At 44.6% G+C, this 14,899-nt stretch carries 14 protein-coding genes; 13 read left to right on the top strand and 1 reads right to left on the bottom strand.

The genetic code is table 11. The annotated features are described in order from the left end of the window. Nucleotides 1-2 precede the first annotated feature (2 nt). From nuoE to GVX98_RS14510, 13 genes are all read left to right on the top strand, one after another. Nucleotides 3-512 carry an NADH-quinone oxidoreductase subunit NuoE gene (gene nuoE / locus GVX98_RS14570; protein ID WP_004982912.1) on the top strand — a complete coding sequence of 170 codons (510 nt, stop codon included), beginning with the start codon at nt 3-5 and terminating at the stop codon, nt 510-512. Next, on the top strand, nt 509-1,840 hold the full coding sequence (nuoF, locus tag GVX98_RS14565) for an NADH-quinone oxidoreductase subunit NuoF (protein WP_004695387.1): 1,332 nt from the start codon (nt 509-511) through the stop codon (nt 1,838-1,840). The genes nuoE and nuoF overlap by 4 nt, the downstream gene beginning before the upstream one ends. Nucleotides 1,841-1,851: 11 nt before the next feature. Beyond that, nucleotides 1,852-4,533, top strand: coding sequence for an NADH-quinone oxidoreductase subunit NuoG (gene nuoG, locus GVX98_RS14560; RefSeq protein ID WP_159128479.1), 2,682 nt, complete (start codon nt 1,852-1,854; stop codon nt 4,531-4,533). A 3-nt stretch (nt 4,534-4,536) separates the two neighbouring features. Then, nucleotides 4,537-5,544 carry an NADH-quinone oxidoreductase subunit NuoH gene (gene nuoH / locus GVX98_RS14555; RefSeq protein ID WP_004695391.1) on the top strand — a complete coding sequence of 336 codons (1,008 nt, stop codon included), beginning with the start codon at nt 4,537-4,539 and terminating at the stop codon, nt 5,542-5,544. A 16-nt stretch (nt 5,545-5,560) separates the two neighbouring features. Further along, entirely contained in the window at nt 5,561-6,103 is a 543-nt protein-coding gene (gene nuoI, locus GVX98_RS14550) for an NADH-quinone oxidoreductase subunit NuoI (RefSeq protein ID WP_004651038.1), read from the top strand. Beyond that, nucleotides 6,103-6,621, top strand: a complete 519-nt coding sequence (nuoJ, locus tag GVX98_RS14545; protein WP_171056751.1) for an NADH-quinone oxidoreductase subunit J — start codon at nt 6,103-6,105, stop codon at nt 6,619-6,621. The genes nuoI and nuoJ overlap by 1 nt, the downstream gene beginning before the upstream one ends. After that, nucleotides 6,621-6,929 carry an NADH-quinone oxidoreductase subunit NuoK gene (gene nuoK / locus GVX98_RS14540; protein WP_004695395.1) on the top strand — a complete coding sequence of 103 codons (309 nt, stop codon included), beginning with the start codon at nt 6,621-6,623 and terminating at the stop codon, nt 6,927-6,929. Before nuoJ ends, nuoK begins: the two co-directional genes overlap by 1 nt. Continuing rightward, on the top strand, nt 6,926-8,815 hold the full coding sequence (gene nuoL / locus GVX98_RS14535) for an NADH-quinone oxidoreductase subunit L (protein WP_004982908.1): 1,890 nt from the start codon (nt 6,926-6,928) through the stop codon (nt 8,813-8,815). The genes nuoK and nuoL overlap by 4 nt, the downstream gene beginning before the upstream one ends. A 7-nt stretch (nt 8,816-8,822) precedes the next feature. Next, nucleotides 8,823-10,430, top strand: coding sequence for an NADH-quinone oxidoreductase subunit M (nuoM, locus tag GVX98_RS14530; protein WP_171065421.1), 1,608 nt, complete (start codon nt 8,823-8,825; stop codon nt 10,428-10,430). A gap of 3 nt (nt 10,431-10,433) precedes the next feature. Next, entirely contained in the window at nt 10,434-11,930 is a 1,497-nt protein-coding gene (nuoN, locus tag GVX98_RS14525; RefSeq protein WP_005400347.1) for an NADH-quinone oxidoreductase subunit NuoN, read from the top strand. Between the two features lie 122 nt (nt 11,931-12,052). After that, on the top strand, nt 12,053-12,688 hold the full coding sequence (gene upp, locus GVX98_RS14520; protein WP_058870138.1) for a uracil phosphoribosyltransferase: 636 nt from the start codon (nt 12,053-12,055) through the stop codon (nt 12,686-12,688). Nucleotides 12,689-12,769: 81 nt separating this feature from the next. Then, nucleotides 12,770-13,063, top strand: a complete 294-nt coding sequence (locus tag GVX98_RS14515; RefSeq protein ID WP_005400349.1) for a cold shock domain-containing protein — start codon at nt 12,770-12,772, stop codon at nt 13,061-13,063. A gap of 121 nt (nt 13,064-13,184) precedes the next feature. Then, nucleotides 13,185-13,916, top strand: coding sequence for a cold shock domain-containing protein (locus tag GVX98_RS14510; RefSeq protein WP_159128478.1), 732 nt, complete (start codon nt 13,185-13,187; stop codon nt 13,914-13,916). A gap of 30 nt (nt 13,917-13,946) precedes the next feature. On the opposite strand, the gene gigC is transcribed toward GVX98_RS14510, so the two are convergent. Further along, a complete protein-coding gene (gigC, locus tag GVX98_RS14505; RefSeq protein WP_010327351.1) occupies nt 13,947-14,825 on the bottom strand; it encodes a LysR family transcriptional regulator GigC in 879 nt (292 codons plus the stop codon). Nucleotides 14,826-14,899 lie beyond the last annotated feature (74 nt).

The following is a 14,899-nucleotide window of genomic DNA, read 5'->3' as shown; positions in this document are numbered from 1 at the left end:
TTATGATGATTTTGACTGATAAAAAGCCACGCGTGAATGTTGAAGGGATTTTGACTGCGGACGAAATCCACGAAATTGAACATCACATTGGTCACTATCCGTACCCACGTGCAGCATCTTTGGATGCTTTGAAGTGTGTACAACGCCGTAATGGCTGGGTAGATGACGCGCAGCTAAACGCCATTGCTCAGTTATTGACAATCAGTGTTGCTGATTTGGAAGGGGTTGCAACTTTCTACAACCGTATTTACCGTCAACCCGTGGGTCGTAACGTCATTTTACTTTGTGACTCGATCGCATGCTTCTTGATGGGTGCGGAAACTTTAGCAGAAGCTTTTCAGCGCGAGTTAGGCATTCAGTTTGGTCAAACGACTGCTGATGGTCGTTTTACTTTGCTGCCGATTTGCTGCTTAGGTAACTGTGACAAAGGCCCAACCTTAATGGTGAATGAAGACACTCACGGTTTGGTTGAAGTTTCTTCAGTGAAACAGTTATTGGAGAAGTATGTATGAATACCGAACCAAAACCAATTTATGGCGAAGGTAACCCAGAAACGCATCCATTAACTTGGCGTTTGAGTAAGCAAGAGCACGTTCGTAATGCAGATGATTATGAAGCGCTTGAAGGTTACGCGGGTCTAAAAAAAGCAATCACCATGCCGCCGAAAGATGTGCTTGAAGTGATTAAAGCTGCGACCGTAAAAGGTCGTGGTGGTGCAGGCTTCCCAGCAGGGATCAAATGGTCTTTGATGGCGCCAAATGACAACTCAGGTCCACGTTACCTGATTTGTAATGCCGATGAGATGGAACCAGGGACCTTTAAAGACCGGTTGTTGATGGAAAAACTTCCTCACCAATTGATCGAAGGGATGTTGATTGCAGCGTATACGCTAGAAGCAACGCATGGTTATATCTTTATTCGTGGCGAGTACATTGAAGCAGCTGCGTACTTAAATGAAGCGCTTGAGCAAGTTCGTGCCAAAGGTTACTTGGGTGATAACATCCTTGGAACTGGCTGGAACTTCGAGTTGCATGTGCACACGGGTGCGGGTCGTTATATCTGTGGTGAAGAAACTGCATTAATCAACTCGCTTGAAGGTCGCCGTGCAAATCCACGTACGAAACCACCATTCCCACAAGTTGCAGGTGCTTGGGGTCGTCCTACCATTGTTAACAACGTAGAGACCTACAATAACTTACCGGCAATCATGTTGCGTGGTCCTGAATGGTATATCGGCTTATCTGCGGGTAAGTCGAAAGATCCAGGCACAAAAATTTATGGTGCATCTGGCAAGGTGAAATTCCCTGGTCTTTGGGAGCTTCCATTTGGTACAACTGCGCGTGAAGTCATTGAAGACTATGCGGGCGGTATGCGTGATGGCTTAAAGCTTAAAGCATGGTTACCGGGTGGTGCGTCTACAGACTTCTTGGCTGCTGAACACATTGATCTACCGATGGATGCTGAGAGCATCATGAAAGCAGGTTCACGTTTAGGTACGTGTTTGCTGATGGTGGTGGATGAAACGCAATGTATGGTTTCAGCGACACGTAACTTAGAAGAATTCTTTGCACGTGAGTCATGTGGTTTCTGTACGCCTTGTCGTGATGGTTTACCGTGGGCGGTGAAAGCACTGAAAGCATTGGAAGATGGCACAGGTAAGAAAGAAGATATCGATCACTTACAAGAACTTACTCGTAAGCTTTGGATTGGTAAGACTTTCTGTGCGCATGCTCCAGGTGCAATGGAACCGTTGATGGGTGCACTCAAATATTTCCGTGGCGAGTTTGAAGCAAAAGTAGTGAATGCTGCTGCGCAAACTAGCAACGTAGAACAAGCTTAAGGAATTCGACTATGGCTACAATTCATGTCGATGGCAAATCGTACGAAGTCAATGGCTCAGAGAACTTGCTGCAAGCATGTTTGTCTTTGGGTATTGATATCCCGTACTTTTGTTGGCATCCATCCTTAGGTTCTGTCGGTTCTTGCCGTCAATGTGCCGTGACTCAATACGCGAATCCTGAAGATACGCGTGGCCGTTTAGTCATGTCATGTATGACGCCTGCATCTGACAATACCTACATCTCGATTGAAGACAAAGAAGCGAAGGACTTCCGTGCGTCAATTGTTGAGTTCTTGATGACGAATCACCCACACGACTGTCCAGTCTGTGAAGAGGGTGGTCACTGTCATTTACAAGATATGACCGTGATGACTCAACACGACCGTCGTCGTTACCGTTTCACAAAACGTACACACTACAACCAAGAGCTGGGTTCATTCATTTCACACGAAATGAACCGCTGTATCGCATGTTACCGTTGTGTTCGTTACTACAACGACTATGCGGGTGGTACAGACTTTGGTGTGTATGCAAGCGCGTCACGCGTTTACTTTGGTCGTCCTGAGTCAGGCACTTTAGAGTCTGAATTTTCAGGTAACTTAACTGAAGTATGTCCTACAGGTGTATTCACCGACAAAACTCACTCAGAACGCTATAACCGTAAGTGGGACATGCAGTATGCGCCAAGCGTATGCCAAGGCTGTTCTTCGGGTTGTAACATCTCTCCGGGTGAGCGTTATGGCGAACTTCGTCGTGTCGAAAACCGTTTTAACGGTGAAGTGAACCAATACTTCTTGTGTGACAAAGGTCGTTTTGGTACAGGTTATGTGAACCGCACAGATCGTCCACGTCAACCGCAGTTCCGTGATGGTGCTGAAGTCACTACAGTTTCTGTAGATCAGGCATTAGATACGGTGATTGCAAATATCCAAGGCAAAAAAGTTTTGGGTATTGGTTCTCCACGTGCATCACTTGAGTCGAACTTCGCGCTTCGCGAGTTAGTCGGCCAAGAGAACTATTCAACGGGTATGTCTCAAAAAGAGCAAAACTTGGTTGAATTGGCTGCATCGATTATGCAAACAGAGGGTGTATATAACCCAGGTATGCGTGAAATCGAAAGCTATGATGCTGTGCTTATTTTGGGTGAAGACTTAACACAAACTGCGCCACGTATGGCGTTGTCTGTTCGTCAAGCGGCGAAAAACAAAGCCAAAGAAATGGCTGCGGAACGTCGTACCCAAGACTGGTTAGCAGAGCCGCTACAACGTATTGCTCAAGATGCGAAATCACCGATTTTCATCCTCGCTGCAACACAAACACGCTTAGCTGATGTTGCCGCAGGTGAAGTGGTTGCTTCTCCAAACGACATCGCTCGTTTAGGTTTTGCCGTTGCTGCTGCTGTGAAAGGTGATGCAATTCTTGGTCTAGCGGATGATGCGAAAGCATTTGCTCAGAACATTGCAGATACACTGAAAGCGGCGAAGAAACCACTGATCATTTCAGGTACAAGTTTACAAGACGCATCCATCATGGAAGCTGCTGCACAAGTCGCGCAAAACCTTGGTGGAAATGTTGGCTTAAGCTTGACGGTTCCTGAAGTGAACTCTATGGGCTTAGCAATCTTCGGTGGCCAAAGCTTAGAACAAGCGTTTGCGCAAGACTATGATACGGTTGTGATCGTTGAAAATGATCTATTCCGTCGTTTACCTGCGGTACAAGTTGAAGCAGCACTTTCTGGTAAAGATGTGATTGTTTTAGATCACTCTGAAACTGAAACTGTGAAGAAAGCGGATATCGTACTTTCTGCTGCGTCATTTGCTGAAGGCGATGGTACGGTTGTCTCTCAGGAAGGCCGTGCACAACGTTTCTACCAAGTGTATGACCCGAGCTACTACAAACCTGAACTGGCGATCAAAGAATCTTGGCGCTGGTTACATGCCATTGAAACCGGCGTGAAGGGCAAAGCGATTTCTTGGACCTTACTTGATGACGTGATTGAGTCAGTTGCGAAAAACGTACCTGCACTTGCTGCGATTCAAGATGTGGCTCCAGATGCGGGCTTCCGTGTCCATGGTTTGAAAGTTGCGCGTGAACCGCGTCGTTACTCTGGTCGTACCTCTATGCGTGCACCATTGAACGTGCATGAACCGAAACAACCGACAGATATCGACTCTGCATTAACATTCTCTATGGAAGGTTATGTTGGGAACCAGACTCCGTCTCCACTGGTACCATTTGCATGGTCAGCAGGTTGGAACTCACCGCAAGCTTGGAATAAATTCCAAGATAACGTGGGTGGTCACTTAAAAGGTGGTGATTCGGGTGTGCGTTTATTCGATCGTTTAGCGAAGCGTCCAGCACGTACTTTCGTTGCTCCAGCGGTTGTTGTTGCAAACCCTGAAAGCTTCCGTTTAGTGCCGATGCATCACATTTTTGCTTCTGGTGAATTTACTGTGAAAACACCTGCGATGGAATCGCGTATTCCTGAAGCAGTCTTTGCAGTGGGTGAGCAAGATGCAACTCGTTTGAATGTTCAAGATGGTCAAAAAATCACTGTGAAAGCAGGCGAGACTTCGATCGTACTTCCAGTTCAAGTGATTGATTATTTACCTACAGGTTATATTGGTTATCCAGTTGGTCTTGCACCTACGGTTTCACTTGCTGAGCCTGTATCAGTCGCGGTAGGAGCGTAATTCATGCAACAAGAATTAATCCGTCAAACGCCGCTTTGGGCTGAGAACTGGCCAATTGCCTACTCAGTCATTCAAGCGATTGTGATTTTACTCGTTGTAGTACTCATCGCTGCGTTGATGTCTTTTATTGAGCGTCGTTTACTGGGCTTATGGCAAGACCGTTATGGTCCGAACCGTGTAGGTCCTGGGGGGATGTTCCAGATCGTTGCCGACATGTTGAAAATCATGTTCAAAGAAGACTGGACACCAAAGTTTGCTGACAAATTGACTTTCCGTTTAGCTCCTGCTGTTGCCATGGCAACAGCGGTGATGTCGTTCATGGTTATTCCTGTATCACCATACTTAGGTGTTGCAGACATGAGCATCGGTCTATTGTTCTTTATGGCAATGGCAGGTATTGCCGTCTATGCCGTATTGTTTGGTGGTTGGTCATCAAACAATAAATATGCATTGCTTGGCGGTCTACGTTCTGCAGCTCAAACCATTTCGTATGAAGTGTTCCTGGGTATTTCATTGATGGGTGTGGTTGCAATTGCAGGCTCATTCAACATGCGTGAAATTGTAGAAGCACAAAAAGATGTATGGTTTGTAATTCCACAGTTCTTAGGTTTCTTAATCTTCGTGGTTGCAGGTGTTGCGGTAACTCACCGTCACCCATTTGACCAACCAGAAGCAGAACAAGAATTGGCGGAAGGTTACCACGTCGAGTACGGCGGTATGAAATGGGGGATGTTCTTCGTTGCGGAATATGTCAACGTGGTTCTGATCTCTGCATTGATCGTAACGCTATTCTTCGGTGGTTGGTTAGCGCCATTTAACATCGATATTCCGTTCATTCCACCAGTATTCTGGTTCATTATCAAAACAGCATTCTTTGTGATGATGTTTGTCTTGGCTCGTGGTTCACTTATGCGTCCGCGTTATGACCAAGTGATGAACTTTGGTTGGAAGATTTGCTTACCATTAGCGTTAGTTAACTTATTAGTTACTGGCGCAGTGATTCTGTGGTAAGGGCAGGGAGAATAAAATGTATAAAATTCTAGCTGGGTTCGGGTCAATCGTACGTTCACTGTGGATGGTTTTCTCACACGTGACACGTAAACGTGACACCATTCTTTACCCAGAAGTGCCAGCCGAACAAATTGTTCCACCACGTTTCCGTGGTCGTATCGTGTTAACACGTGACCCAGATGGTGAAGAACGTTGTGTTGCGTGTAACTTATGTGCAGTTGCATGTCCTGTTGGCTGTATTTCACTACAAAAAGCAGAAAAAGAAGATGGTCGTTGGTATCCGGAGTTTTTCCGTATCAACTTCTCACGCTGTATTTTCTGCGGTATGTGTGAAGAAGCATGTCCGACGACTGCAATTCAAATGACTCCAGATTTCGAGTTGGGTGAATACGTTCGTCAAGACTTGGTATATGAGAAAGAAAACTTACTCATTTCAGGTCCTGGTAAATACCCAGACTACAACTTCTACCGTGTAACAGGTATGGCTGTAACTGGAAAAGACAAAGGTCAAGCGCAGCGTGAAAGCGCACCAGTTGATGTACGGAGCTTATTACCATGATGTGGCCATTTTATTTGATGGCACTTGTGGCCATCGTTTCTACGATTCGTGTTGTGACCAACGCGAATCCTGTACACGCTTTATTAAGCTTGATCGTGTCACTTCTTGCAGTTGCAGGCATGTTTATGATCGTGGGTGCGCCATTTGCTGGCGCGCTTGAGATCATCGTCTATGCAGGCGCGATCATGGTGTTATTCGTATTCGTAGTGATGATGTTAAACCTTGGTCAACACACTGTTGAACAAGAGCGTAAATGGTTAACATCGTCTGCTTGGGCCTATCCAGCACTCATGAGCTTCTTAATGGGCTTGGTGTTGGTGTGGATGCTCGGCTCTGACTACACAGCGGCTGGCCCTGTTATGGGTACTGAAGTTGTGGGTCCAAAAGTCGTTGGCCAAGCACTCTTTACTCACTATTTATTATTGGTTGAAGTTGCTGCCATGTTATTGCTTGCTGCGTTGGTTGCAGCATTCCATCTTGGCAAACGTGAACCAGGTGCAGAAGAGGACAAACAATAATGGGCAACATCCCTTTAGAACATGGTTTGATTGTTGCAACCATTCTTTTTGCACTGGGTTTTTACGGTGTGATGGTGCGACGCAATCTATTATTTATGTTAATGAGCCTTGAAATCATGATGAACGCAGCTGCGCTTGCGTTTGTTTTGGCTGGTAGTGCATGGGTACAACCAGACGGACAAATCATGTTTATTCTGATCTTAACGCTTGCTGCGGCAGAGGCTTGTATTGGTCTTGCGATCGTCCTTCAGTTCTACCATCGCTTCCATCACTTGGATGTGGATGCTGCTAGTGAGATGCGCGGATGAGTTTTTTATATTTAACAGTATTATTCCCGCTCATTGGTTTTGTCCTTTTAGCGGCAGGTCGCAACAAGCTTCCTGAAAATGTCGCTGCCATTATTGGTGTGGGAGCGGTTGGCCTTTCTGCATTGGTTGCTTTGATCGCTGGTCTAGACTTTGTTAATAATGGCAAAGTGACTTATGTTCAACATCTTTGGACATGGTTCAATGTTGGCAACCTAAGCCCAGGCATTAGCTTACATCTTGACGGTTTATCACTGCTCATGATGGGTATGGTGACAGGTGTGGGTTTCCTTATTCACATCTTTGCATCATGGTATATGCGTGGTGAAGAAGACTTCGCGCGTTTCTTCTCTTATTTCAACTTGTTCGTTGCCAGCATGTTGCTGCTCGTATTAGGCGATAACTTAGCGTTATTGTTCTTAGGTTGGGAAGGCGTAGGTCTATGCTCTTACTTGCTGATTGGTTACTACTACCAAAATCCTGCAAATGGTTTTGCAGCAATTAAAGCATTCACCGTAACACGTGTCGGTGACGTTTTCTTACTGATCGCTTTGTTCTTAATTTACCAACAGTTCGGTACTTTAAACATTGCAGAAGTGGTTGCAGCTGCACCAACAGTGATGACACAAAGTTCATCTTTAACCATTTGGACAGCACTGATGTTGTTCTTGGGTGCTGCAGGTAAATCTGCACAGATCCCATTACAAACATGGTTGGCCGATGCAATGGCAGGTCCTACTCCTGTATCTGCATTGATCCACGCTGCAACGATGGTAACTGCAGGTGTTTACCTGTGCTGCCGTATGTACACCGTGTTTGAAATGGCCCCTGAAGTGATGATGTTTATCTCAATCACTGGTGCGGTAACGTTGTTGGTGGCTGGTTTTGCTGCATTGGTTCAAACCGATATCAAACGTATTTTGGCTTACTCAACGATGAGTCAGCTGGGTTATATGTTTATGGCTGTGGGTGCTGAAGCTTACCAAGCAGGCCTGTTCCACATGCTGACTCACGCATTCTTCAAGGCATTATTGTTCTTGTCTTCAGGTGCAGTGATTTTGGCTTACCACCACGAACAAAACATCTTCAAGATGGGCGGTTTGTTCTACAAGAACAAATTCCTATTTGCTTGTTTCGCCATTGGTGGCGGTGCATTGGCCGCGATTCCATACTTCACCGTGGGCTTCTTCTCGAAAGACGCGATCTTGGGCGCAGTTTGGGTACAAGGCGAATCAATCGCAGTGTATAACTCATTGTACTGGGTGGGTGTAGCTGGTGCTTTCTTAACGTCGATTTACACATTCCGCCTCATTTGGGTTGTGTTCTTTGGTAAAGAAAATACGCCGTATCATGCGATTAAAGGCATTACCTTCTGGGGGCCTTTGGCAATTCTTGCTGTACTTTCAACTTTCGTCGGTGCGGCACTTAAAGCACCTGTGGAAAGCATTTTAAATGCAGCAAAAATTCCAGCATTTGTGATTCCTGAAGCTTTAGAACATGGCATGCATAGCGCTGAATGGACTGCTGTGGGTATTGCGTCGGTTGGTTTAGTGATTGGTGTGGTCTTGTTTGCGTTTGCTTATAGCGCAGTGAAAGGCTTTGCAAAAACGTCATTGGGTGCAGGTCTTGCAAACATTTGTCGTAATGCACTGGGCTTCGATGCGCTTTATGAAATCGTTTTTGTGAAACCATATTTGCTTATTGCGAAGATTTTAGGTCGTGATCCAATTGATCGCTTGTGGTTAGTCTTGCCTGCACTTGTAAAAGGCGGTCACAGCTTCACAAGTTCACGTCAAACGGGTTCATTGCGTGATTACGCATCAAGCATGGCATTAGGTATCTTTGTATTACTAATGGTCTTGATCGTCACTCAGATCGTGGGGAAATAAGATGGAAATCACAAACAACTGGATTCTACCCGCGCTGATCTTAGTTCCGTTCATTGCTGGTTTTATTTGTTGGTTAGTCGACAAACTCGACGACAAACTGCCGCGTTATATCGCGTTAGTGGGTATGCTCATTACTTTGGGCTTAACTGTTGCCCTATGGCAGACAGGTACATTTAACTACGAACTTGGCGCGAAAGTGCCATCGTGGTCTGCTGAATTCATGTTGCCATGGATTCAGACTTTAGGCATTAACATCCACTTAGCTGTGGATGGTCTATCTCTATTAATGGTGGGCTTAACGGCACTTTTAGGTGTGTTGGCTGTCGGCTGTTCTTGGGGTGAAATTCAAAAGAATGTTGGTTTCTTCCACTTAAACCTTTTATGGTCTTTGGGTGGTGTGATCGGTGTATTCTTAGCGATTGACATGTTCTTGTTCTTCTTCTTCTGGGAGATGATGCTTGTACCTATCTACTTCTTGATCGCACTTTGGGGTCATAAAGGAGCAGAAGGTAAGTCACGTGTTTATGCTGCAACCAAATTCTTCCTCTACACGCAAGTAGCGGGTCTTATCATGCTCATCGGTATCCTAGGCCTTGTGGTTTACGGTTACATGATGACGGGTATGATCGGTTTTGATTACAACTATTTATTAGCTGTAGCCAATACTTTAGACAAAGAATTACCCGCTGTTGCTTTTGCATTCATGCTGTGTTTATTCGTCGGTTTTGCGGTAAAACTTCCAGTTTTCCCATTACATGGCTGGTTACCAGATGCGCATGCGCAAGCCCCTACAGCAGGTTCGGTTGACCTTGCAGGTATCTTAATTAAGACGGCTGCATATGGTTTACTACGTTTTGTGATTCCATTCTTCCCAGCGGCTTCTGCACAGTTTGCAGACATCGCGATCATTTTCGGTTTAATCGGTATCTTCTACGGTGCTTGGTGTGCTTTCCAGCAAACCGATATGAAACGTTTACTTGCGTATACGTCTATTTCACACATGGGCTTTGTTTTACTTGCGATTTACGCAGGTAACATCTTAACCTTCCAAGGTTTGATGATCATGATGTTGGCACATGGCTTGTCATCTGCTGCATTGTTCATTATGTGTGGTCAAGTGTACGAGCGTGTTCATACACGTGATATGCGTTTGATGGGCGGTATGCGTGGTCAGTTCCCATATCTTGCATTCTTCCTCATGTTCTTCGTGGCGGCGCTTGTAGGTATTCCAGGTCTAGGTAACTTCATTGGTGAGTTCCTGATCCTGATGGGTTCTTATGCAAAATTTCCAGTGTTTACTATTCTTGCAGCAGTAAGCTTAGTATTTGCAGGTCTTTATGGCTTGATTCTGATCCACAAAGCGTTGTTTGGTACGCCAAACGAAGAACAACAGCAGCACTACAACAACCCATTGAAAGACTTAAATGCGCGTGAAGTAGTGATCTTGTTAATCTGTGCTTTCGGTCTGTTATGGCTTGGTTTGTACCCACAAAGCTTCCTTGATATTTCAAATTCAAGCATGGCGTGGTTAGCGAACAGCTACATTCCTGTACAAGAAGTAGTTGACGTTGCGAGTCAAGCAACTGTTCAACTCGAAAATGTGGAGATGCAATAAGTCATGAACTTCACAATGTCATTTTCTGAGCTTATGCCTTTAGCTCCTGTGATGATCGTTGCTTTAACAACGATCGTCGTGATGATTCTTACTGCAATTAAGCGTAACCATAACTTAATTGCGACAGCATCAGTGGTGGGCTTAAACCTTGCAGCAGCATATGTACTATTCACAATGTTCGGTGGTGCTTTTAAACCTGCGAACGTGATGGGTATGTTCATGGTGGATGCGTTCACCTTGCTGTACCAAGTGATTATTCTAATTGCTGCTTTGGCATGCTGTACTCTGTCGCATGCCTATATTGAAAGCTATAAAGATAATCGTGAAGAACTGTATATCTTAATGTTGTCATCAGTGACTGGTGCAATGTTAATGGTGGCAAGCTCTCACTATGCATCGTTCTTCATTAGCCTTGAGTTGATGTCGATTCCTGTATATGGCTTATTGGCCTATACACACCAACGCTCTAAGTCTTTAGAAGCGGGGGTGAAGTACCTGGTGCTTTCAGCAACAGCTTCGGCAATGTTGTTGATGGGTATGGCTTACATTTACGCGTACACAGGTTCAATGTCGTTCTATGACAATGTTCAAGCGTTAATGCAAAACATCCAACAGCCAATGGTACTTTTAGGTTTAGGCCTGATTGTTTTTGCTGTGGCATTCAAACTGTCTTTAGCGCCATTCCACAAATGGACACCAGACGTTTATGCAGGTGCCCCAACTCCGATCGCAACTTTCCTTGCTACAGCTGCAAAAGTAGCGACGATTGGTTTGTTTGTACGTTACATCCTAACCTCAGGTGCGATTCTTGTTGACTCAATCGTCACGATCTTAACCGTGATTGCGGTATTATCGATCTTGGTGGGTAACTTCCTTGCAGTGAAACAAGTGAACTTGAAACGTATCTTGGCATACTCTTCAATTGCACACTTTGGTTACTTGTTGATTGGTTTAATCAGCATGACTTATGCAAGCCTTGGTAACGTATCGGTCTATGTGATCACTTATGTGTTAACTACGATTGGTGCGTTCGGTGCGGTTGCATTGATGTCTAGTCCATACAACAACGTAGACGAAGCAGAAAGTCTAGCGGACTACCGTGGTCTATTCTGGCGTCGTCCAGTGCTGACTGCCGTATTAACCGTGATGATGCTATCGCTTGCAGGTATTCCATTGACAGCGGGCTTCATTGGTAAGTTCCTTGTGGTCATGGCTGCCGTAACGACTCAGCACTGGTTCCTTGCTGCGATGATCATCGTTGGTTCTGGTATTGGTCTGTACTACTATCTCCGTGTGATGGTTGTCATGTACATGACACCACCAGATGCACCTCGTGTAGATGCTGTGGATCATTGGGGCCAAAAAGTGGGTGGTATTATGGTGCTTTTAGCTGCGGCAGCAGTGCTTGTGATTGGTATCTATCCAGATCCAATTATCAAGTTAGCACTCCAGTCAGAGATTCTATCTCCAATCCACTTTATGCTTTCTCAACAGCACTAATTTTTAAAAACGTTTCGTTTTAACAAAAAAGCCTCCATCAATTGGGGGCTTTTTTGTTTTTATCGCACGATAAAAAGCTTTATAATGTAAGGAATTTTATTTTACCTTTTAGGTGCTCTCCCGTGGCTATCCATGAAATTCGTCATCCACTGATTCGTCATAAGCTTGGTCTTCTTCGTCGTGCTGATATCAGCACCAAAAACTTCCGTGAGCTGGCTCAAGAAGTGACTATGCTGTTGACCTATGAAGCGACCAAAGATTTACCTGTTTGCGATCATGAAATTGATGGTTGGAATGGTAAAGTAACAGTAGACCGCATTGTGGGTAAAAAAATCACGGTTGTGCCAATTTTACGTGCGGGTATTGGCATGTTAGATGGTTTCTTAAACTTGATTCCAAGTGCTAAAGTGTCTGTACTAGGGTTAGAGCGTGATGAAGAAACGCTTGAAGCACGTACTTATTACAAAAAATTAGTTCCAGATGTACAAAACCGTTTAGCGATGATCATCGACCCAATGCTTGCAACGGGCTCTTCATTGGTTGCTGCGATTGATGTATTGAAAGCAAGTGGCTGTAAAGACATTCGTGTGATGGTGTTGGTTGCGGCGCCTGAAGGGATTAAACGTGTTTTAGATGCGCACCCAGATGTCACTATTTTCACAGCTTCAATTGACCAAGGCTTAAATGCCAATGGTTATATCGTGCCGGGTCTAGGCGATGCGGGCGATAAAATCTTTGGTTCAGTTCAAAAAGATTAAGATTGAGCCCCAGCAAAAAGAGGCTTTTATAGCCTCTTTTTTATATACTACAACAAAGCGTGTACATATTAGGATCTGTTTATGAAAGCCGAGCAATATCAAGGCAAAGTTAAGCAATATAACGCTGACAAAGGTTTTGGCTTTATTTCCTCACCTGAAGGCGACGTATTTTTTCATATCTCGGATTTCCCTGCAGACTCAGGTGAGCCGAAACGCAATGAACGCGTGAAGTTTAATGTGGTTGAAAATGGCGATCGCTATAAAGCAATTAAAATTGAGCGGGTTGAAGACAACTCTGCCAAAGCCAAGAAATCGAAAGTCTCAAGTCATAATAAATCGATTACCACAGATTTATTGTCTAATTTTCGACGCTAAGTCAGCATTGATTCAGACTTCAATGGTGCAAAGATTAATCTTCGCATTTTGAAGCAAAGAGGCTTTTTAGCCTCTTTTTTATTGATTACAATACGAAAAATACAGTTGAATAGAGCAGATTATGTTTCTGAAAGGAAAAATCAAAAGCTTTAGTACCTCACGTGGTTTTGGTTTCATTGAGGTGGAAGGGGATATTGATGATGTGTTTTTTCATATCAAAGATTTGCCACAGAACAACATTGAACCTAAGATTGGTGAAGTGCTTCAGTTTATGATTGTAGAAGACCAAGGCAAGTTTAAGGCTGGGAATATCCAGCGGCTCGGTCTGTCCTCAGAAAGCAAAGCAACGACATCACCAAATAAGAAAAAAGCACGTACCCAAGCCTCACCACGTTACCATGAGGCAGGGCATAAAAGTACCATCATCACCGTGATTGGAATCATCATCGTTGTAGTATTGGGCTTTTTGACCTATGGGAAATATCAAAGTTATAGTGCAGAAAAACAGCGTAAAGCTGAACAGTTGATGCTCGAGCAGCAACAGATTGTAGAAGAACAGCGTAAAGCTTTAGGAAAGTTGCCCGATCAAATCCTGTCCGAGCAAGGGAAGCGTAATTTAGATGCAGGTCTGCATCAGACCAATCAACCACGCTCTGAACGCGTGACGCAAAGTATTGATAAACAAAATGGTCGTTTACCTGTCAGCACAGGGCAGTTTAAATGCGATGGACGAACCCATTGCTCCCAAATGCGTTCCTATGAAGAAGCGGTTTATTTCTTAAGAAACTGTCCAAACACCCAAATGGATGGGAACAATGATGGTGAGCCTTGTGAGCGCCAATTTGGGAAATAAAAAAAGCACCCTCGGGTGCTTTTTACTTACTTATTTTTCGCAGAATTTCATAAAGGCTTTGAGTCCTGGGCCTTGGTATTTCTGACGATGTACCAACATGAATAGTGGACGTGTTAGAGACCAAAACGGAGTATCAAGCACCACCAACTGGCCTTTTTCTCGCAAAGGTTCAGTTGCCAGTTTTGAAATACATGACATCCCTAAACCACCTGCCACGATTTTTAAAATCGCTTCATTATGACCCAAGGTCAGACGGATATTGGCATCAGGCAAGTCTTTTAAAATAGCATTATCAAACACTTCACGCGTACCTGAACCTTCTTCACGCAAGATCCACTCGACCGATTTAAAGTCTTCAGGCGTTAACGTGCGATTTAACTGCGCCAAAGGATGATCTGGTGCACAGCAGACGGCCAATTCATCGTCACGCCAGTGGATACATTGTAATTGCGGTAAGTGACAAGAGCCTTCAATCAAGGCCAAATCCAGTTGGAACTGATTCACCGCCTCAATCATTTGACGGGTGTTACCGACTTGTAGCTGTAAATGGGCTTGAGGCTGAATTTGTAAGAAGTCAGCCATCAGGTCAGGCATGAGGTAGTCACTGATGGTCAGGGTTGCACCCAAACGCAAATCAATGCTTTGTAACTCACCTTTAGCGGCTTGTTCGAAAGCATCACAGCGACCCAAAATTTCTAAAGCTTGTGGCAGTAGGAAACGACCCAAATCATTGAGTTGAAGACGCTTACCTAGACGGTCAAACAGTGGAGCCCCTAAACCGTCCTCTAGATCTGCTAAAGCCATACTCGCAGCACTCTGGGTGAGTCGAACCGCATCACTGGCTTTGGTTACTGTGCCTTCTTGAGCAACTGCTACAAAAACCGCCAACTGGCGTAAAGTCATGCGCATGAATATAGCCTTAACATTTAAAAAATATTAACAAATTATGTGGTCATGCTAACATGAGCAACGTCTTTGATGCC

Origin of the sequence: Acinetobacter sp. 8I-beige (assembly GCF_902505955.1) — a bacterium.
Taxonomy (GTDB): domain Bacteria; phylum Pseudomonadota; class Gammaproteobacteria; order Pseudomonadales; family Moraxellaceae; genus Acinetobacter; species Acinetobacter johnsonii.
This window is presented reverse-complemented; position numbering and strand designations above follow the sequence as displayed.